The 18,921-nt window shown below is 68.7% G+C and carries 19 protein-coding genes; 11 read left to right on the top strand and 8 right to left on the bottom strand.

What is annotated here, in order from left to right:
• Nucleotide 1 precedes the first annotated feature (1 nt).
• Genes LPB260_RS26430 through LPB260_RS26420 form a run of 3 tightly spaced genes read left to right on the top strand, consistent with a single transcriptional unit; the run spans nucleotide 2 to nucleotide 2,965 of the window.
• On the top strand, nucleotides 2–958 hold the full coding sequence (locus LPB260_RS26430) for an HlyD family secretion protein (protein ID WP_208708857.1): 957 nt from the start codon (nucleotides 2–4) through the stop codon (nucleotides 956–958).
• A complete protein-coding gene (locus LPB260_RS26425; RefSeq protein WP_218281515.1) occupies nucleotides 951–1,889 on the top strand; it encodes an ABC transporter ATP-binding protein in 939 nt (312 codons plus the stop codon). Before LPB260_RS26430 ends, LPB260_RS26425 begins: the two co-directional genes overlap by 8 nt.
• Nucleotides 1,886–2,965: an ABC transporter permease gene (locus tag LPB260_RS26420; protein WP_208708856.1), complete on the top strand. Its 1,080-nt coding sequence runs from the start codon at nucleotides 1,886–1,888 to the stop codon at nucleotides 2,963–2,965. The genes LPB260_RS26425 and LPB260_RS26420 overlap by 4 nt, the downstream gene beginning before the upstream one ends.
• Nucleotides 2,966–3,052: 87 nt before the next feature.
• On the opposite strand, the gene ccoM is transcribed toward LPB260_RS26420, so the two are convergent.
• The 4 genes from ccoM to LPB260_RS26405 form a co-directional block, all read right to left on the bottom strand.
• Nucleotides 3,053–3,169 (bottom strand): cytochrome c oxidase subunit CcoM, encoded by a 117-nt coding sequence (gene ccoM / locus LPB260_RS29185; protein ID WP_305888806.1) that lies wholly within the window; start codon nucleotides 3,167–3,169, stop codon nucleotides 3,053–3,055.
• Between the two features lie 154 nt (nucleotides 3,170–3,323).
• The gene (locus tag LPB260_RS26415) at nucleotides 3,324–3,485 is read right to left on the bottom strand and encodes a hypothetical protein (RefSeq protein WP_208708855.1); all 162 of its coding nucleotides are present in this window, start codon (nucleotides 3,483–3,485) and stop codon (nucleotides 3,324–3,326) included.
• Nucleotides 3,482–4,084, bottom strand: a complete 603-nt coding sequence (locus LPB260_RS26410; RefSeq protein ID WP_208708854.1) for an alpha-ketoglutarate-dependent dioxygenase AlkB — start codon at nucleotides 4,082–4,084, stop codon at nucleotides 3,482–3,484. The genes LPB260_RS26415 and LPB260_RS26410 overlap by 4 nt, the downstream gene beginning before the upstream one ends.
• A gap of 50 nt (nucleotides 4,085–4,134) precedes the next feature.
• The gene (locus LPB260_RS26405) at nucleotides 4,135–4,431 is read right to left on the bottom strand and encodes an aspartate-semialdehyde dehydrogenase (RefSeq protein ID WP_208708853.1); all 297 of its coding nucleotides are present in this window, start codon (nucleotides 4,429–4,431) and stop codon (nucleotides 4,135–4,137) included.
• Nucleotides 4,432–4,606: 175 nt separating this feature from the next.
• Here LPB260_RS26405 and rapA point away from each other — a divergent pair, with 175 nt between their 5' ends.
• From rapA to LPB260_RS26390, 3 genes are all read left to right on the top strand, one after another.
• A complete protein-coding gene (rapA, locus tag LPB260_RS26400) occupies nucleotides 4,607–7,450 on the top strand; it encodes an RNA polymerase-associated protein RapA (protein ID WP_208708852.1) in 2,844 nt (947 codons plus the stop codon).
• A 224-nt stretch (nucleotides 7,451–7,674) separates the two neighbouring features.
• Nucleotides 7,675–9,864, top strand: coding sequence for a bifunctional diguanylate cyclase/phosphodiesterase (locus LPB260_RS26395; protein WP_208708851.1), 2,190 nt, complete (start codon nucleotides 7,675–7,677; stop codon nucleotides 9,862–9,864).
• An 80-nt stretch (nucleotides 9,865–9,944) separates the two neighbouring features.
• Nucleotides 9,945–11,630, top strand: a complete 1,686-nt coding sequence (locus tag LPB260_RS26390; protein WP_208708850.1) for a GGDEF domain-containing protein — start codon at nucleotides 9,945–9,947, stop codon at nucleotides 11,628–11,630.
• 10 nt (nucleotides 11,631–11,640) lie between these two features.
• Here the strand turns inward: LPB260_RS26390 and LPB260_RS26385 are convergent, their stop codons facing one another.
• Entirely contained in the window at nucleotides 11,641–12,426 is a 786-nt protein-coding gene (locus tag LPB260_RS26385; protein WP_208708849.1) for a hydroxypyruvate isomerase family protein, read from the bottom strand.
• The gene (locus tag LPB260_RS26380; protein ID WP_208708848.1) at nucleotides 12,423–13,313 is read right to left on the bottom strand and encodes an NAD(P)-dependent oxidoreductase; all 891 of its coding nucleotides are present in this window, start codon (nucleotides 13,311–13,313) and stop codon (nucleotides 12,423–12,425) included. The genes LPB260_RS26385 and LPB260_RS26380 overlap by 4 nt, the downstream gene beginning before the upstream one ends.
• Nucleotides 13,314–13,439: 126 nt before the next feature.
• On the opposite strand from LPB260_RS26380, the gene LPB260_RS26375 reads away from it, so the two are divergent.
• Genes LPB260_RS26375 through phnE form a run of 4 tightly spaced genes read left to right on the top strand, consistent with a single transcriptional unit; the run spans nucleotide 13,440 to nucleotide 16,682 of the window.
• Nucleotides 13,440–14,294, top strand: coding sequence for a putative selenate ABC transporter substrate-binding protein (locus tag LPB260_RS26375; RefSeq protein WP_208708847.1), 855 nt, complete (start codon nucleotides 13,440–13,442; stop codon nucleotides 14,292–14,294).
• Nucleotides 14,291–15,094, top strand: a complete 804-nt coding sequence (locus tag LPB260_RS26370) for a phosphonate ABC transporter ATP-binding protein (RefSeq protein WP_208708846.1) — start codon at nucleotides 14,291–14,293, stop codon at nucleotides 15,092–15,094. The genes LPB260_RS26375 and LPB260_RS26370 overlap by 4 nt, the downstream gene beginning before the upstream one ends.
• Nucleotides 15,088–15,915: an ABC transporter permease gene (locus LPB260_RS26365; protein ID WP_208708845.1), complete on the top strand. Its 828-nt coding sequence runs from the start codon at nucleotides 15,088–15,090 to the stop codon at nucleotides 15,913–15,915. Before LPB260_RS26370 ends, LPB260_RS26365 begins: the two co-directional genes overlap by 7 nt.
• Entirely contained in the window at nucleotides 15,912–16,682 is a 771-nt protein-coding gene (gene phnE / locus LPB260_RS26360; protein WP_208708844.1) for a phosphonate ABC transporter, permease protein PhnE, read from the top strand. Before LPB260_RS26365 ends, phnE begins: the two co-directional genes overlap by 4 nt.
• Nucleotides 16,683–16,685: 3 nt before the next feature.
• Here phnE and LPB260_RS26355 read toward each other — a convergent pair whose 3' ends face one another.
• Both LPB260_RS26355 and LPB260_RS26350 read right to left on the bottom strand, forming a co-directional pair.
• Nucleotides 16,686–17,054 (bottom strand): DUF5064 family protein, encoded by a 369-nt coding sequence (locus LPB260_RS26355; RefSeq protein ID WP_208708843.1) that lies wholly within the window; start codon nucleotides 17,052–17,054, stop codon nucleotides 16,686–16,688.
• Nucleotides 17,055–17,135: 81 nt separating this feature from the next.
• Entirely contained in the window at nucleotides 17,136–17,447 is a 312-nt protein-coding gene (locus LPB260_RS26350) for a DUF2288 domain-containing protein (protein WP_208708842.1), read from the bottom strand.
• Nucleotides 17,448–17,744: 297 nt separating this feature from the next.
• On the opposite strand from LPB260_RS26350, the gene LPB260_RS26345 reads away from it, so the two are divergent.
• Entirely contained in the window at nucleotides 17,745–18,872 is a 1,128-nt protein-coding gene (locus LPB260_RS26345; RefSeq protein WP_208708841.1) for a branched-chain amino acid ABC transporter substrate-binding protein, read from the top strand.
• Nucleotides 18,873–18,921: the final 49 nt, after the last annotated feature.

Here is an 18,921-nt window from a genome sequence, read left to right as displayed (position 1 = left end):
AATGCCCAGACTGCTGCCGGGCCTGCTGCTGCTCACCCTCCTCGGCAGCTGCGAGCGCGCGGGCGAGACGGTGCTGCTCGGCACCCTGGAATGGGACCGTATCGGCCTGCCGGCCGAGCTATCGGAACCCGTGCTGCGCTGGCACGTGGTCGAGGGCGAGCGGGTCGCGGCCGGCCAGCTGCTGCTGGAGCTGGACCCGCGGCGCCAGGACGCGCGCATCGCCCAGGCCCGCGCCGAAGTCGCCGGCGCCGAGGCGCGCCTGCGCGAGCTGAGCAATGGCGCGCGGCTGGAGAGCATCGAGGCGGCCCAGGCCCGCCTGGCGCGAAACCGCGCCGCCCAGGTCGATGCCGAACGCAGCTTCCAGCGCAGCGCCACCCTGCACCGGCGCGGCCTGCTCGCCGATGCCGAGCTGGATCGCGCCCGCGCCAGCCGCGACCAGGCCCGCGCGGCCAGCCGTGCGGCCGACGCCCAGCTGCGCGAACTGAGCAACGGCACCCGCCCCGAACAGCTGGAACAGGCTGCCGCGCGCCTGCAGGGCACCCGCGCCAGCCTGGAGCTGTTGCGGCTCGAGGGCCAGCGCCTGCGCCTGCACGCGCCACGCGCCGGCCGGGTCGACGCCCTGCCGTTCAAGCCCGGCGACCAGCCGCCGCGTGGCGCCGAACTGGTCAGCCTGCTGGTCGGCGAGCAGCCCTACGCGCGGGTCTACATCCCCGCCAGCCAGCGCGCGGGCATCGCCCTGGGCGACAGCCTGCAGGTGCGGGTCGAGGGCGTCGCCCAGCCGTTCACCGCCATAGTCGGCAGCATCCGCAGCGAGGCCAGCTTCACCCCCTACTTCGCCCTCAGCGGCGACGACGCCAGCCGCCTGATGTACCGCGCCGAACTGCGCCTGCAGGGCGAGGCGGCGCGCCGCCTGCCGGCCGGCCTGCCCCTGCGCGCCGAGCGCCAGCACCATGAGTAGCGCAGACGCGGTGATCCGCTGCCGCGGCCTGAGCAAGCGCTTCGGCACCCTGAGCGCGGTCGACCGACTCGACCTGGAGGTGCGCCGCGCCGAGGTGTTCGGCTTCCTCGGCCCCAACGGCTCCGGCAAGTCCACCACCATCCGCATGCTCTGCGGCCTGTTGCTGCCCAGCGCCGGGGAGATCGAGGTGCTCGGCTGCCAGATCCCCCGCGACGCCGAGACGCTGAAGCGGCGCATCGGCTACATGACCCAGAAGTTCTCGCTGTACGAGGACCTCAGCGTGCTGGAGAACCTGCAGTTTCTCGCCGCCGTCCAGGGCCTGAGCAAGGCTGCGGCTCGGCCGCGCATCGAGCAGCTGCTGGAGCGCTACTGGCTGGCCGACCGCCGCCGGCAGATGGCCGGCACCCTCAGTGGCGGGCAGAAGCAGCGCCTGGCCCTGGCCGGCGCGGTGCTGCACCAGCCCGACTTGCTGCTGCTGGACGAGCCCACCAGCGCGGTCGACCCGCAGTCGCGCCGCGAGTTCTGGGATTCGCTGTTCGAGCTGGCCGAGGCCGGCACCACCCTGCTGGTGTCCACCCACTACATGGACGAGGCCGAGCGCTGTACCCGCCTGGGTATCCTCGATGACGGCCGCCTGGTCGCCGATGGCAGCCCGCGCGAGCTGCTCGACGCCCTGCCAGGCCGGCCGCTGCTGATCCAGTGCGCGCAGCCGCGCCAGGCCCAGCGCGCGCTGCAGGGCTGCCCGCAGGTGCTGGCCATGGCGCAGATCGGCGCCAGCCTGCGGGTGCTGGTGGCCGGTGCCGACGCCCGCGCCGCGGTTGCCGCGCGCCTGGACGACGCGCGGATCGACGCCCGCCTGCAGGAGGCCCCGGCCAACCTCGAGGACGTCTTCGTCAGCGTCACCCAGCAACCCGTGCAGGCACGCCGATGAACCTGCGCCGGCTGAGTGCGATCGTCATCAAGGAGCTGCGCCAGCTGCGCCGCGACCGCCTGACCTTCGCCATGATCGTCGGCATCCCGCTGCTGCAGCTGGTGCTGTTCGGCTATGCCATCAACATGGACGTGCGCGGCATCGACGCCGCCGTGCTGGACCAGGCCGGCACGGCGCGCGCGCGTGAGGTGGTGGCGGAGATCGGCTCCAGCCAGGTGCTCGAGCTGCGCTATCGGGCCCACAGCCCACAGCAGCTGGACGACCTGCTGCGCCAGGGCAAGATCAGCGCCGCCCTGGTGCTGCCGGCGGATTTCGAGACCCGCCTGCAACGCCGCGAGCGCCCGCCGCTGCAGCTGCTGGTCGACGGATCGGACCAGAGCGTGCAGGCCTCGGCCCGGCAGCTGGCGGCCTATCCGCTGCCGGGCTGGGGCAACCGCCAGGCGGTGGAGGTGGTCAATTTCTACAACCCCGAGCGGCGCGCCGCGCTGAATACGGTGCCGGGGCTGATCGGGGTGATCCTCACCATGACCCTGGTGATGTTCACCGCCATCGCCCTGGTGCGCGAGCGCGAACGCGGCAACCTGGAGATGCTGATCGCCACGCCGCTGTCGCCCTGGGAACTGACCCTGGGCAAGGTCCTGCCGTTCGTCGGCATCGGCCTGATTCAGGTAACGGTGATCCTGCTGGTCGGCGGCCTGCTGTTCGCCGTGCCGGTGCGCGGTTCGCTGCTGCAGCTGTACGGCGCCGCCTTGCTGTTCATCGTCGCCAGCCTGGCCCTCGGGGTATTCCTCTCGACCCTGGCGCGCACCCAGTTCCAGGCCATGCAGATGGCCTTCTTCACCTTCCTGCCGCAGATCCTGCTGTCCGGCTTCATGTTCCCCTTCGCCGGCATGCCCCGGGCCGCACAGTGGTTCGCCGAGCTGCTGCCGCTGACCCACTTCCTGCGCCTGGCGCGCGGCATCATGCTGCGCAGCGCCGGCCTGCTGGAACTCTGGCCGGAAATGCTGGCGCTGCTGGCATTCACCGTGCTGATGCTGGGCGTCGCGGTGCTGCGGGTCAGCAAGCGCCTCGACTAGCGGGAGTGCCGGCAGTGCCCGGCAACAAAAAAAAGGGCGACCTGAGTCGCCCGAATTGCCTTGCGTGCCTGTGCCCCTTCGGCGCAACTAGCCCTGCTTGCGCCCGTGCGAATCCTTCCAGATGAAATAACCGACGCCGGCGAAGAAGGCCAGCATCAGGCCGACGGTGCCGACTCCGGCGAGAACTACCACATCGATGAACATGCTGGCCTCCTGTCTTGAGCCTGTCGCGATGACGGCAAGTTAGCAGGGGCAGCAGGGCGATCCTTGATCCAGGTCAAGGGCCCGTGAGGCGGGATAACAACAGGCGGGGAAAAGCTGATCCAGATCAACGGATCGGCTTGGCTGACGCGGCGACTCAGCGCTTCTTCGGCTTGCCCTTGGCCTTCTTCCTGGCCTTGGCCAACGGCAGCACCTGCTCGAACTTCTGGCGCATCTCGTCGAGGCGCTTGTCGTGCAGGTCATGGATGCGCTTGTCGCGCTCGGCGCTGAAATCGATCAGGTTTTCGTCTTTGCTCATGCGGGCGACCGGATTAGGCGAAAGGTCAGGTTCAGACGCGGCGCGCTGGGCCGGCGCGTCTTCGCCACTTGATGCTGCCAATAATGCTGCGTCGGGCCGGCCATGACCAGTAGCGATCCGTGGCCCAGCTCCAGGGAGTGCTCGATGCCCGAGCCCCCCTTGCGGCGCAGGTCGAAGCGCCGGGTGCCGCCCAGGTTGAGCGAGACGATCAACGGGTTGGCGCCCAGTTCCGCCTCGTCGTCGCTGTGCCAGCCCATGGAGTCTTGGCCATCGCGGTAGTAGTTGAGCAGCGCGCCGTTGAGCGGCTGCCCCACCGCCGCCTCCAGGCGCTGGCGGATATGCGCCAGCAGCGGCGTCCAGGGCAGCGGTCGGTGGATCAGGCCGGAATAGCGGTAGCTCGCCTCGGCATCGCCGTACCAGGCCACCAGGCGCGGCACCGGGTGCAGGCGCCCGTAGAGGCGCAGCTGCGGCTGCTGCCAGGGCGTTTCCTGCAGCAGCTGGCCCAGCCAGCTGTCGGCCGTCGGCGCGTCGAGCCAGCCCGGCTGGAAGTCCAACTGGGCATCGGCCAACTGCAACGGGGTATCGGGGAACAGGCTCACTGGTGATTCGTCGGTAAAAGCGTCGGGTGGATGCCGGCATTGTGCGCGGCTCAGACCTCCACATCCACCCACAGGCCCTGGCGCGGCAGCTCGTCGAGCAGTGGCGCATCCTCCTGCTCCACCTCGCCCTCGGCCAGCTCTTCGGCGCTGTAGCCGCGCCGCTGGCGTTGGCGCTGCTCTTCGCGCAGCAGCTCGGCGGCCTCCTGCGGGTGGCGCTTGTCCAGGCTGACGCCGCTTTCCTTGGCCCCCTCGGCCGCCGGCGTCACCGGCGGCACCTCGGGCTTGGGCTTGATCACGTCCCGCTGCACCGTGACCGGTGCCAGGCTGTGGGGGATGGGGGGTAGCACGTTATTACGCCCTCCTTTGGTCAGGCTGTCGGCCAGCTGCACGCCGACTTGAGAGCAGCCTAACTACACTTTCGACTCGGGCGACGCCGTTAAGTGCCTGGCAGGTGTATTGCGCCTTTGGCCTGGGCCCGACGTTCCGTTACCATAGCCGGCTTTTTTACGCGGGGAGACAGGCATGGCGCAATACGAACCGGGGCAACGCTGGATCAGTGACAGCGAAGCGGAGCTGGGCTTGGGAACCATCCTGATGCAGGACGGCCGCATGCTCACCGTGCTCTACCCGGCCACTGGCGAGACCCGCCAGTACGCTGCGCGCAATGCCCCGCTGACCCGCGTGCGCTTCGCCCCGGGCGACGAGATCACCCATTTCGAGGGCTGGAAGCTGACCGTGCAGGAGGTCGAGGACATCGACGGCCTGCTGGTCTACCACGGCCTCAATGGCCAGCACGAAAGCATCAGCCTGCCGGAAACCCAGCTGTCGAACTTCATCCAGTTCCGCCTGGCCAGCGATCGCCTGTTCGCCGGCCAGATCGACCCGCTGCCCTGGTTCGCCCTGCGCTACCGCACCCTGGAGTTCACCAGCAAGCAGCTGCAGTCACCGCTCTGGGGCCTGGGCGGCGCCCGCGCGCAACCCATCGCCCACCAGCTGCACATCGCCCGCGAAGTGGCCGATCGCATCGCCCCGCGGGTGCTGCTGGCCGACGAAGTGGGCCTGGGCAAGACCATCGAGGCCGGCCTGGTGATCCATCGCCAGCTGCTCACCGGCCGCGCCAGCCGGGTGCTGATCCTGGTGCCGGAGAACCTCCAGCACCAGTGGCTGGTGGAGATGCGCCGGCGCTTCAACCTCGAGGTGGCGCTGTTCGACGCCGAGCGTTTCATCGAGAGCGACGCCAGCAACCCCTTCGAGGACGCCCAGCTGGCCCTGGTCGCCCTGGAGTGGCTGCGCGAGGACGAGCGCGCCCAGGATGCCTTGTTCGCCGCCGGCTGGGACCTGCTGGTGGTCGACGAGGCCCACCACCTGGTCTGGCATCCGGAGCATGCCAGCCCGGAATACGCCCTCGTCGAGCAACTGGCCGGCGTCATCCCCGGCGTGCTGCTGCTCACCGCGACTCCCGAACAGCTCGGCCAGGACAGCCACTTCGCCCGCCTGCGCCTGCTCGACCCGCACCGTTTCCATGATCTGGAGGCCTTTCGCGCCGAGAGCGCCCATTACCGCCCGGTCGCCGAGGCGGTGCAGGAGCTGCTGGACAAGGGCCAGCTGTCGACCACCGCACACCGCACCATCCACGACTTCCTCGGCATGGAAGGCGAAGGCCTGCTGGCCGCGGTCAACGATGGCGACCAGGAAGCCGCGGCGCGCCTGGTGCGCGAGCTGCTCGACCGCCACGGCACCGGCCGCCTGCTGTTTCGCAACACCCGCGCGGCGGTGCAGGGCTTCCCCGAGCGCGAGCTGCACCCCTACCCGCTGCCGAGCCCGGACGAGTACATGGAGCTGCCGATCGGCGAGCACCCTGACCTCTACCCCGAGGTCAGCTTCCAGGCCCAGCCCGAGGTCGACGACGAGCAGCGCTGGTGGCACTTCGACCCACGGGTCGAGTGGCTGATCGACACCCTGAAGATGCTCAAGAAGTTCAAGGTCCTGGTGATCTGCGCCCACGCCGAGACCGCCATGGACCTGGAGCACGCCCTGCGTGTGCGCAAGGGCATTCCCGCCACGGTGTTCCACGAGGGCATGAGCATCCTCGAGCGCGACCGCGCCGCCGCCTACTTCGCCGACGAGGAATTCGGCGCCCAGGTGCTGATCTGTTCGGAAATCGGCAGCGAGGGTCGCAACTTCCAGTTCGCCCACCACCTGGTGCTGTTCGACCTGCCAGCCCACCCCGACCTGCTCGAGCAGCGCATCGGCCGCCTCGACCGCATCGGCCAGAAGCACCGCATCCAGCTGCACGTGCCCTACCTGGAAAACAGCCCCCAGGAACGCCTGTTCCACTGGTACCACCAGGGCCTCAACGCCTTCCTCGCCACCTGCCCTACCGGCAACGCCCTGCAGCACCAGTTCGGCGCCCGCCTGCTGCCGCTGCTCGAAGGCGGCGACGACGAGCAGTGGCAGCGCCTGGTGGACGACGCCAAGGCGGAGCGCCTGCGCCTGGAGAGCGAACTGCACGCCGGCCGCGACCGCCTGCTGGAACTCAACTCCGGCGGCGCCGGCGAGGGCGAGGCGCTGGTCGAGGCGATCCTCGAGCAGGACGACCAGTTCGCCCTGCCGATCTACATGGAAGCGCTGTTCGACGCCTTCGGCATCGACAGCGAGGACCACTCGGAAAACGCCCTGATCCTGCGCCCCAGCGAGAAGATGCTGGACGCCAGCTTCCCCCTGGGCAGCGACGAGGGGGTGACCATCACCTACGACCGCAACCAGGCCCTGGCCCGCGAGGACATGCAGTTCCTCACCTGGGAACACCCCATGGTGCAGGGCGGCATGGACCTGGTGCGTTCCGGCTCCATGGGCAACACCGGCGTCGCGCTGATCAAGAACAAGGCGCTCAAGCCTGGCACCGTGCTGCTGGAGCTGCTCTACGTCAGCGAGGTGGTGGCGCCGCGCACCCTGCAGCTCGGCCGCTACCTGCCGCCGGCGGCGCTGCGCTGCCTGCTCGACGCCAACGGCAACGACCTGGCCGGCAAGGTCGCCTTCGAGACCCTCAACGACCAGCTGGAAAGCGTGCCGCGGGCCAGCGCCAACAAGTTCGTCCAGGCCCAGCGCGATGCCCTGAGCCCGCTGATCAACGCCGGCGAGGACAAGATCGCCCCGCGTCACGCCGAGCGGGTCGCCGAGGCCAAGCGTCGCCTGGCCGCCGAGGTCGACGAGGAACTGGCGCGCCTGACCGCCCTGCAGGCGGTCAACCCCAGCGTGCGCGACGACGAGCTGAACGCCCTGCGCCAGCAGCGCGAACAGGGCCTGGCCATGCTCGACAAGGCGGCCCTGCGCCTGGAGGCGATCCGCGTACTGGTGGCCGGCTAAACGTCCCGCCCGCTCGACACGACAGGCCCGCCTATGCGGGCCTGTCGCGTTTCTGCGGTGCAGCGCCGGCCGCCGAGGGCCAGACTCTTGGATCGAATGGCGATAAGCCTGATCGCCAAAAAGTCACGACCATTGCCCCATCCCCCCTTGTCGGACAAGGGCCCTCACTATACTGACGGCATGACGCGACCCCCCATCGACAGGTGTAAGGGAGAGAGCACGCTATGGACTGGCTTTACCTGCGATTGACCTCTGACATCCCCCACGGCGGCCAGCTGATCCTCGAACTCACCCACAACCCCTGGCTGGTGGCGCTGGCCTGCCTGGTGGCCGCCGCCGCCGGCTACGCCGCCCTGGACATGGCCGAACGCGCCCACGGTTGCCAGCGCCCAGGCACCCGCAGCCTGTGGTGCTGGATGGGCGCCCTGGGCCTGGCCGGCGGCGCCTGGTCGCTGCACTTCATCGCCATGCTGGCCCTGCAGGCACCGATTGCCATCCGCTACGACCTGCCGACCACCCTCCTCGCGCTGCTCGCAGCCTTCGTTCCGGCGCTGCTGGCGATGCACCTGCTGGATCAGCGCCAACTGGGCACGCGGCAGTGCGCGCTCGCCGCCCTGTGCATTGGCCTGGGCATCACGGCCAGCCATTACGGCGGCATGAACGCCGTACGCTCGACCGCCACCCTGTACTTCCAACCCTGGCTGCTGGCCCTGGCCGTGGCGCTGACCCTGGCCTGCAGTTTCGCCGCGCTGCTGCTCAACCGGCATGCCCGCCAGCTGCGCGGCGAGCGGCGCACGCTCTGCCAGGGCGCCGCCGGAGCGCTACTGGGCCTGGCCATGGCGTTGATGCATTTTGTCGGCATGGCCTCGCTGAGCCTGGCGGTGCCACTGGGCACCGCCCTGCACCAGCAGGGCGCCGCCAATGCCCTGCAACTGGCTCTGACCGTCGGCAGCGTGGCCCTGCTGAGCATCGGCGCCAGCCTGGCCGCGACCTGGGCCGACCGCAAGCAGGAGCACAAGGAGCGCGAACAGCTGCAGGTCAGCTCGCTGCTGACCCAGCTCGACCACGCGCGCGCCTCGCTGCAACAGGTCGCCCAGTTCGACAGCCTGACCGACCTGCTCAATCGCCAGGGCCTGGAGGAGGCCTTTGCCGAGAAGATCCAGGAGCATCGGCAGCGGGGTACGCCGCTGGCGGTGATGTTCCTCGACATCGATCACTTCAAACGGATCAACGACAGCCTCGGCCATGCCGCCGGCGACGAGATGCTCAGGGTGTTCGCCGAGCGCATCCGCGGCGTGCTGCGCGGCAACGACGTGATCGCCCGCTTCGGCGGCGACGAGTTCTGCGTGATCGCCAGCCTGATCGACAACGACGAAGCGCGGCACCTGGCGCAGCGGGTGATGCAGCGCATCAAGGAGCCGGTGGTCCTGGCCGGACGCAGCATGGTGATGAGCACCAGCATCGGCATCAGCCTGTTCCCCAAGGACGGGGAAAGCTGCGAGGAGCTGCTCAAGCACGCGGACCTCGCCCTCTACCAATCCAAGGGCAGCGGCCGCAACAACGCCCAGTTCTTCAGCGCGCCACTGAAGATCAAGGCCAGCTTCGAACTGCAGCTGGAAGAGCAACTGCGCACCGCGCTGCAACGCGACCAGGGCCTGCTGCTGTACTACCAGCCGATCCTCGACCTGCACAGCGGCCAGGTGAGCAAGCTGGAGGCCCTGGTGCGCTGGCAGCACCCGGAGCACGGCCTGCTGACCCCGGACCGCTTCGTCGGCATCGCCGAAGCCAATGGCTTCATCGGCGAACTCGACGCCTGGGTATTGCTGCGCGCCTGCCGCGACCTCTGCCTGCTGGGCGATACCGGCTACCCGCAGCTGCGCGTCGCGGTGAACTGCTCGGCGCTGAACCTGGGCCGGGAGGAACTGCTCAAGGAGGTGCGCGATGCCCTGGGCAGCTCCGGGGTCGCCGCCCAACGCCTGGAACTGGAGGTGACCGAGAACGCCCTGATGGGCAACATCAACCGCGCCGTCGCCTTGCTGCAGCAGATCCGCGAGCTGGGCGTGAGCCTGTCCATCGATGATTTCGGCACCGGCTACTCCTCGCTGGCCTACCTCAAGCGCCTGCCCCTCGACACCCTGAAGATCGACCGCTCCTTCATCCAGGACGTCCCGGCCTCGCGCCAGGACATGGAGATCATCCAGGCGGTCATCGCCATGGCCCACACCCTGCACCTGAAGGTCGTCGCCGAAGGGGTGGAGACTCCGCAACAGCTGGCCTTCCTCCAGGAACATGGTTGCGACTACCTGCAAGGCTACCTGCTCAGCCGGCCATTGCCGCTGCTGCAGCTGCTGGACTTCCTGCGCCAGCAGCCGGCTGCGGCCGAATCCCTGCCCCTGCTGACGCGCTGTCGCTGAACGCCGGCCGGTTGACGCCATGGCGTTCGCTGTCCATCGTCATAGCAGGCATCAAAACGCCAGACCAGCGACGGGCCTTCATGTCAGTACCCATTGCCAGCCAGCTTGCCATCCAGCCCTCGGCGCCTGCCGCCGGCCGTTCGCTATGGCTGGCCATCGGTCTGCTCATCACCCAGTTGCTCTGGCCATTCGAAGCGCTGGCAGCGGAAAAACTGCGCCTGCAACTGCGCTGGCTGCACCAGTTCCAGTTCGCCGGCTACTACATGGCCCTGGAGAAAGGCTTCTACCGCCAGGCCGGGCTGGATGTGCAGATCCTCCCGGGCGGCCCCCAGGCCGCCAGGCCAATCGGCGCCCTGCTGGCCGGCGAGGTCGATTTCGCCATCGCCAACAGCGGCCTGGTCATCGCCCGCCTGCGCGGCAAGCCGGTGGTGGCGCTGGCGGCGATCATGCAGACCTCGCCGGTGGTGTGGATCGTCCGCGCCGATTCGGGCATCTACACGGTCCACGACCTGGCCGGCAAACGCGCCATGCTGCTCGAGCCGCCGGAAAGCGCCGAGCTGCGCATCACCCTGCTGCGCGAAGGCATCGACCTCGACCGCCTGCAGATCAGCCCGACCGGCTTCGACCCGCAGGACCTGGTCGACGGTCGCACCGACGCCTACGACGGCTACACCTCCAACGAGCCGTACTGGCTCAAACAGCAGGGGGTCGACTATCGCCTGATCAACCCACGCGAGTACGGGGTCAACTTCTACAACGATGTGCTGGCCACCCGTGAGGCGCTGCTCGAGCAGCGCCCCGAGCAGGTCGAGGCCTTCGTCAACGCCAGCCTCAAGGGCTGGCAGTACGCCCTGGACAACATCGAGGAAAGCATCCTGCTGATCCAGCAGCGCTATGCGCCGGAAAAGACCCTGGAGCACCTGCGCTTCGAGGCCGAGGAGCTGAAGAAGCTGATCATGCCGGAGCTGGTTCAGCTCGGCCACATGAACCCCGGACGCTGGCAGACCATCGCCGACAGCTATGTGGAACTGGGCATGGCCGAGGATTCGAGTGATCTCGACGGTTTCCTCTACCAGGGCATGACGCAACCCGATCACCGCCTGCTCTACCAGGTCATCGCCGGCGCCGCGCTGGCCCTGCTGCTGATGGCGATCGTCGCCTTGCGCTTCGCCCGCCTGTCCCGGCGCCTGCGCCGGGAGGTCAGTCGACGCAGGCAGGCCGAACAGGAGCTGCGCGACAGCAACCTGCTACTCGAGCGCGTGGCCAACACCGATCCCCTCACCGGACTGTGGACCCGACTGAAACTGGAGGAAGTGGCGCACAACGAGATCAAGCGCGCCGAGCGCTATGGGCTGCCGCTCAGCCTGCTGTTCTTCGACATCGATCACTTCAAGGTGGTCAACGACCAGCATGGCCACGATGCCGGCGACCGGGTCCTGCGCGCCGTGGCCCAGCGCGTCCAGGCGCAGCTGCGCGAATCCGACTGCCTGTGCCGCTGGGGCGGCGAGGAATTCGTCATCCTCATGCCGCATACCAATCTCGAGCATGCCGCGGTGATCGCGGAAAAACTGCGCATCCTGATCTCCAACGAGCCGACCGCCGCCCAGATCAGCGTTACCGCCAGCTTTGGCGTGGCCCAGTGGCAACCCGGACAGAGCCTGCGCGAGCTGGTGAAATGCGCCGACCAGGTGCTCTACCGGGCCAAGCAGCGCGGGCGCAATCGCATCGAGTGCTACGCCCCCGCCGTCGTGCCGCCGCCGGGCTGAGACTCCAGCCTCAGGCGTCCGCGCGCCATCTCGCCAGCCAATCCAGGCCGGCCCGCGTGCCCGCCGCACCGGGGTTGTATTCGGCCCCCAGCCAACCGCGATAACCGCTGCGCCGCAGCGCCGCCAGCGCCGCGCTGAAGTCCAGGCTGCCGCTGCCGGGCGCCCCGCGGCCGGGACAGTCGGCGAACTGCACATGGCCGATACGCCCGGCCAGCAGCTCGATTCCCGCAACCGGATCGAGCCCCTGCCGGGCCATGTGATAGAGGTCGTACTGGGCCAGGCAGTTCGGGTGATCGACCGTGCGCAGCAGCTCGTCCAGCTGCTGTGGCGTGTTGATCAGGAAGCCGGGCATGTCCAACGGGTTGATCGCCTCCACCAGCACCCGGATACGCAGCAGCTCGAAGGCCTCGGCCGCCAGGCGCAGGTTATCGCTCAGGGTGGCCAGCGCCTGCTCCCGGCTGACGCCCTCGGCCAGCCGTCCCGGCAGCACATTGACGCAGGCCGGGCGCACCATCGCCGCGTAGCTCAGGGCCTCCTGCAGCGCCGCGGCGAACGCCACGCGGCGCGACGGCACGCCCGCCAGGCCGGCGCCACCGCTCAACAGGTCGCCGGCCGGCAGGTTGATCAGCACCAGCGGCAGGCCCGCCGCCGCCAGGGCCTCCTTCAGGCGAATCGCCGGAACCTCGTAGGGAAACTGGATCTCCACGCCATCGAAACCGGCCGCCGCGGCGGCGACGACGCGCTCGATCAGCGGCACCTCGGCGAACAGCAGCGACAGGTTGGCGGCGATCTTCATGCCTGGCCCTCGCGGTACAGCTCGACCAGGGTCGCCGGATCGTTCTCCAGGTTGCCCTGGCTGCCATGCAGGCGCATCAGCTGCGCCGCCAGGCCGCTGAGCGGGGTCGCCGAGCCGATCTCGCGGGACAGCTTGACCGCGGTATCCAGGTCCTTGAGCAGGGTGCGCACATGCCACTTGACCGGCGCGAACTGGCTGCTGGCCATCTGCGGGGCGAGAATCTGCAGCGGCTTGGAGTCGGCGAACCCGCCGGCCAGGGCCGGGGCGATCAGCCCGGCGTCGACCCCGGCGCGCTCGGCCAGGGCCACCACCTCGGCGATCACCAGGGCATTGCAGGCGACGATCATCTGGTTGCACACCTTGCTCACCTGGCCGGCGCCGACCGCGCCCATGTGGGTGAGACGCTGGCCCAGGTGGGCGAGGATCGGCCGCACCCGCTCGACATCCTCCGCGCGCCCGCCGGCCATGATCGCCAGGCTGCCGGCTTCGGCGCCGGCGGTACCGCCCGACACCGGCGCGTCCACCCAATGCATGCCGCAGCGCTGCAGCAGTTCGGCCGCCATCTCGCGGGTCGCCGCCGGCTCCAGGCTGGACATGTCCAGCAGCACCTGCCCGGGCTTGCCGCCCTCGACGATGCCGCCGGGGCCGAACACCACCTCGCGCACCACCTCGGTATTGGCCAGGCAGAGCAGCACCACCTCGGCATCGGCACACAGATCGGCCGGCTTCGCGGCGCGGCGTGCGCCCTGCTGCAGCAGCGGCGCGCACTTGTCCGGCGAACGGTTCCAGACGCTCAGCGGATAGCCGGCGGCGAGCAGCCGGCGGGTCATCGGCAGGCCCATCAGGCCGATGCCGGCGAAGGCGATCGAAGGCAACGCAGCGGTCATGTGGCAAATTCCCCAAATCAACGGAAGGCCCATCTTAACGGTCGGCGCCGCCAATGAAAGCTGCGCAAATGCGCCCATGTCCCTATAATCCGCCCCCGCTTTCCCCGCTATTGAACCGGAGAACCCATGAAGCTCAAGAAATCCCTGGCGCTCGTCGCCGGCCTCGCCCTGTCCCTTTCCTGCGTCATCAGCCAAGCCGCCGAAGCACTGCGAGTCTCGGCCATCCCCGATGAGGCACCCACCGAACTGCTGCGCAAGTTCGAACCGCTGGGGGCCTACCTCGAGCAGCAGCTCGGCATGCCGGTCGAGTTCGTCCCGGTCACCGACTACGCCGCAGTGGTCGAAGCCCTCGCCGCCGAGCGTATCGACCTGGCCTGGCTGGGCGGTTTCACCTTCGTCCAGGCGCGCCTGAAGACCGGTGACGCGATTCCCCTGGTGCAACGCGCCGAGGACGAGAAGTTCACCAGCAAGTTCATCAGCGCCGATCCCGCCGTGCAGTCGCTGCAGGACCTCAAGGGCAAGACCTTCGCCTTCGGCTCGGTATCCTCCACCTCCGGCAGCCTGATGCCGCGCTACTTCATGCTGCAGGACGGCATCGAGCCCGAGCAGTTTTTCAGCCGCATCGCCTACTCCGGCGCCCACGACGCCACCGCCGCCTGGGTCCAGGCCGGCAAGGCCGATGGCGGCGTGCTCAATGCCTCGGTGTGGGACAAGCTGGTCGCCGCCGGCAAGGTCGACAGCGACAAGGTCCGGGTGATCGCCACCACCCCGCCCTACTTCGACTACAACTGGACCGTGCGCGGCAGCCTCGAGCCGGCCCTGCGCGACAAGCTCCAGGGCGCATTCCTCGCCCTCGACCCGGCCAATCCCGCGCACAAGGCGATCCTCGACCTGCAAGGCGCCAGCCGCTTCATCGAAACCAAGGCGGATAACTACCAAGGCATCGAGGAAGCAGCCCGCGCGGCCGGCCTGTTGCAGTGAGCCTGAGCCTGGAGGGCGTGGGCCTGGCCCACGCCAACGGCCGGGTCGCGCTCAGCAACATCGACCTGCGCGTCCAGCCCGGCGAACGGGTGGCGATCATCGGCCCCTCCGGCGCGGGCAAGACCAGCCTGCTGCGCCTGCTCGCCACCGGCCAGCGGCCCAGCAGCGGGCAGGTCAGCGTGCTCGACCAGCAGCCCTGGCAGCTCAGCGCCCGCCAGCGCCAACGCCTGCGCGCGCGCATCGGCCTGATCCACCAGAGCCCGCCGCTGCCGCCACGCCAGCGCGTGGTCACCGCCGTGCTGGCCGGCAAGCTCGGCCAGTGGACGCTGGCCCGCAGCCTGCTCAGCCTGCTGCATCCGCTCGACAGCGCCGGCGCGGCCGCGGCCCTCGGCCGCCTGGACCTGGCGGAGAAGCTGTTCGAGCGCTGCGACCAGCTGTCCGGTGGCCAGCTGCAGCGCGTCGGCATTGCCCGCGCGCTGTACCAGGCGCCGGAAATCATCCTCGCCGATGAGCCGGTATCGGCCATGGACCCGCTGCTCGCCGGGCACACCCTGGGGGTGCTCAACCGCGAGGCCGACAGCCGCGGCCTGACCCTGCTGGCCAGCCTGCATGCGGTGGACCTGGCCCTGGCCCACTTTCCACGGATTATCGGCCTGCGCGACGGACGCATCGCCTTCGACCTGCCGCCCAAGGCGATCCAGCCGGCGCAACTGGCCGCCCTGTACGCCAACGACCAGCTGCAGGCCACGCCGGCCGCGACCCCAGCGCCTCAGCCGATCCCCCATATCCCGCGATGCTGACGCCGTCCCCACGCGACCCGGCCGCCCTGCCGCGCCTGGCCCTGACCCTGCTCGCCCTGTCGCTGTTGTGGCCGGGCCTGCGTCTCAGCGAGCTGGACCTGGGCGTGCTGTTCGACAGCGACAACGCCGCGAACATGGGGCGTTTTCTCCACGACTTCTGGCCGCCGGCTCATGATCCCGGGTTCCTCCAGTTGCTGGGCCGCGCGACCCTGGAAACCCTGGCCATCGCCACCGCCGGCATGGCCCTGGCGCTGCTGATTGCCGTGCCCGGCGCGCTGCTGGCCAGTCGTGCGCTGTCCCTCTCTGCACTGCACCGCGGCGGTCGTCCGGCCTGGTGGGCGCAGACGCTGCGCTGGCCGGTGCGCGCCCTGCTGATCGTGCTGCGCAGCGTGCCGGAGATCGTCTGGGCGCTGCTGTTCGTGCGCGCCGTCGGCCTCGGCCCCACCGCCGGCGTGCTGGCCATCGCCATCACCTACAGCGGCATGCTCGGCAAGGTCTATGCGGAGATTTTCGAGTCGGTCGACCCGCGCCCCAGCCGCGCCCTGCTGCTGGCCGGCAGTCCGCGCCTGGCGGCATTCGCCTACGGCGTGCTGCCCCACGCCGCGGCGGAAATGCTCTCCTACACGGTGTACCGTTGGGAATGCGCGATCCGCGCCTCGGTGGTGATGGGCTTCGTCGGCGCCGGCGGCCTGGGCCAGCAGATCGAACTGTCGATGCGCATGTTCGCCGGCGCCGAGGTGGCCAGCATGCTGCTGACCTTCCTGGCCCTGGTGCTGCTGGCCGACCAGCTCAGCCGCCTGCTGCGGGCGCGACTGCTGTGAAGCGCCATCTGGGCAATGGCGCCCTGCTGCTGGCGCTGCTGGCGGCGGTGGTCGCTTCCTTCCTCTACCTGGGCATCGACCTCGGCGGGCTGTTCGGCGGCGACAACCCCAAGCAGATGGCCGGCTATGCCGCGAGCTTTCTGCGCCCGGACCTGTCCGCCGGGCACCTGCGTTCGATCGGCGACGCGGCGCTGGAGACCCTGGCCATGTCCGCCATCGGCACGCTGCTGGCGGCAGTCGTGGGACTGGCCCTGGCCTTGCCGGCCGCCGGACGCCTCGGCTGGCTGCCGCGCAATGGCGCACGCCTGCTGCTCAACGCCCTGCGCGCGGTGCCGGAGCTGGTCTGGGCGGCCCTGGTGGTGTTGGCCGCAGGCCTGGGGCCGAATGCCGGCACCCTGGCCCTGGCGCTGCACACCTGCGGCGTGCTCGGCCGGCTGTTCGCCGAGGCCCTGGAAAACACCCCGGACGCGCCAGCCGAGGCTATCCGCCTGGGCGGTGGCAGCGCCGTCGCGGCATTCTGCTACGGCACCCTACCCGGCGTCTGGCCGCAGCTGCTGGCCTACTCGCTGTACCGCTGGGAAAACAATATCCGCATGGCCAGCGTGCTCGGCTTCGTCGGCGCCGGCGGCCTGGGGCAGATGCTCTACGTCCACCTCAGCCTGTTCCAGCAAGCCCAGGCGGCAGCGGTAATTCTGGCCATGTTGATTCTGGTGCTGGGGGTCGACGCCCTCAGCGGCTGGGCGCGCCAGCGCTGGATCAGCGGCTAGCGCTTACAGGCCATCCTTCTCCAGATGGTCGAGATCGACCGGATCGCCGGTATGACTGCCGAGCTTGGCCCGGATATCGGCGAACATATGGTCGTACTCCTGATGATCACGCAGCAGCAGGCTGGTAGAGGCCGGCAGGCCGTGCTTGCGGGCGATACGGCTGGCGACGCTGGCGAAGTTGAAGGCGGTGTCTCGGTGCAGCTCGAACTGTTCCTCGAACTGCTTGCCCGCTATCTCTCCGCACAGGCGCATGTGCAACATCGGGCCCTCGACCGAATCCTGGCGCACCTCATAGAACAGATCGATGCTGTACGCCGGTTGATCGCTGGTGGCAACCGGATTGGCGCGGTGCAAGTGGCCGGGCTGGAACATGGCGGCGCTCCTTCTGCGGATCAGCCCCGAGCATAGTAGCTCGCCGCCCGCTTTGCCCTCATCGCTGCCGACCGGGACAGTTCAGAGCGGCTGCTCGGCACGCTCCTGGACCAGCACCCAGGGCGCCACCACCACGGCCCAGAGCTGCGGATCACGCGTCAGCAGGTCCTCGGCCAGGCTGTCGTCGACCTTGCGCAGCAGGCCATCCTGCAACCAGCCGACCACCTTGCCCTGATGGTTTTCCGCCACCGCCTCGGCCACCGCGACCAGATCCTGAGCGCCCTCGACCCACAACAACGCGCCGCGGGCGAAGAAAGGCTGCAGCTCTTGCCAGCGAATGGGAGCAGTTTCTCCAAGCAACTTGGCATAGAGGGTGCTAGGTTGTTCAGTCATGGTGTGCCCTATGGTGGAAGCCGGGTTTCAGTCGGCGGCCATGATAACTTCGGGCGCCGCCCAGGCAAGTATTCAGGGCGTTGTCAGGGCTGTCGAAGCACGCCGTTTTTCTATACGTTCCTTACATTAAGGCGACACCCCGATGTTTTGCCCCCAGCAGCCGGCTTTTCAAGGCGAGAACCGCCGCTCTACACTGCACCGGTACAGTTGCCGGGGGTACAGCCGGGGAAACAACCCGGTTCTGCAGCTTTGGCCGCCAGAACTACAACAATGAAAGACCAATAAGAGTGGAGCACTATGAACAAGGCTACTAAGCAGATTTCCAAACTGTTTGCCGCCATGGCCATGGCCGGCGTTGCCAGCTACTCGGTAGCGGCTGACACCATCAAGATCGGCATGGCCGGTCCGGTAACCGGCGCCGTTGCGCAGTACGGCGAGATGCAATTCATCGGTGCCGAAATGGCCATCGAGCAGATCAACAAGGCCGGCGGCATCAACGGCGCCAAGCTCGAAGGCGTGAAGTACGACGACGCCTGTGATCCGAAGCAGGCCGTTGCCGTAGCCAACAAGATCGTCAACGACGAAGTGAAGTTCGTGGTTGGCCACCTCTGCTCCAGCTCCACTCAGCCGGCGTCCGACATCTACGAAGACGAAGGCATCCTGATGATCACCCCGGCCTCCACCAGCCCGGACATCACCGCCCGTGGCTACGAGCTGCTGTTCCGCACAATCGGCCTGGACAGCCTGCAGGGCCCGACCGCCGGCAACTTCATTGCCGACCACGTCAAGCCGAAGAGCGTCGCGGTCATCCACGACAAGCAGCAGTACGGTGAAGGCATCGCCACCGCGGTCAAGCAGACCCTGGAAGGCAAGGGTGTCAACGTCGCCCTGTTCGAAGGCATCAACGCCGGCGACAAGGACTTCTCGGCGATGATCTCCAAGCTCAAGCAGGCCAACGTCGACTTCGTCTACTACGGCGGCTACCACCCGGAACTGGGCCTGCTGCTGCGCCAGTCGTCGGAGAAGGGCCTGAAAGCCAAGTTCATGGGTCCGGAAGGCGTGGGTAACAAGGAAATCTCCGCCATCGCCGGCGAGGCTTCCGAAGGCCTGCTGGTGACCCTGCCGAAGTCCTTCGACCAGGATCCGAAGAACCAGGCACTGGTCGAGGCCTTCAAGGCCAAGAACCAGGACCCGACTGGTCCGTTCGTGTTCCCGGCTTATGCCGCCGTACAGGTGATCGCCGAAGGCATCGCCAAGGCCGGTGACACCGACACCGCCAAGGTGGCCGCTGCCCTGCGCGCCAACAGCTTCGACACCCCGACCGGCACCCTGGCCTTCGACGAGAAGGGCGATCTGAAAGACTTCAGCTTCGTCGTCTACGAATGGCACCAGGACGGCACCAAGTCCGAAGCCGCCACCCACTAATCCGGGGGCGTCCCGCCTGAACCCAAAGCCCACTGCAGCCGCAGTGGGT

This window comes from Pseudomonas sp. LPB0260 (genome assembly GCF_013388395.1).
Note: the sequence above shows the minus strand (reverse complement) of the source record. Positions and strands in the feature narration are given on the sequence as shown.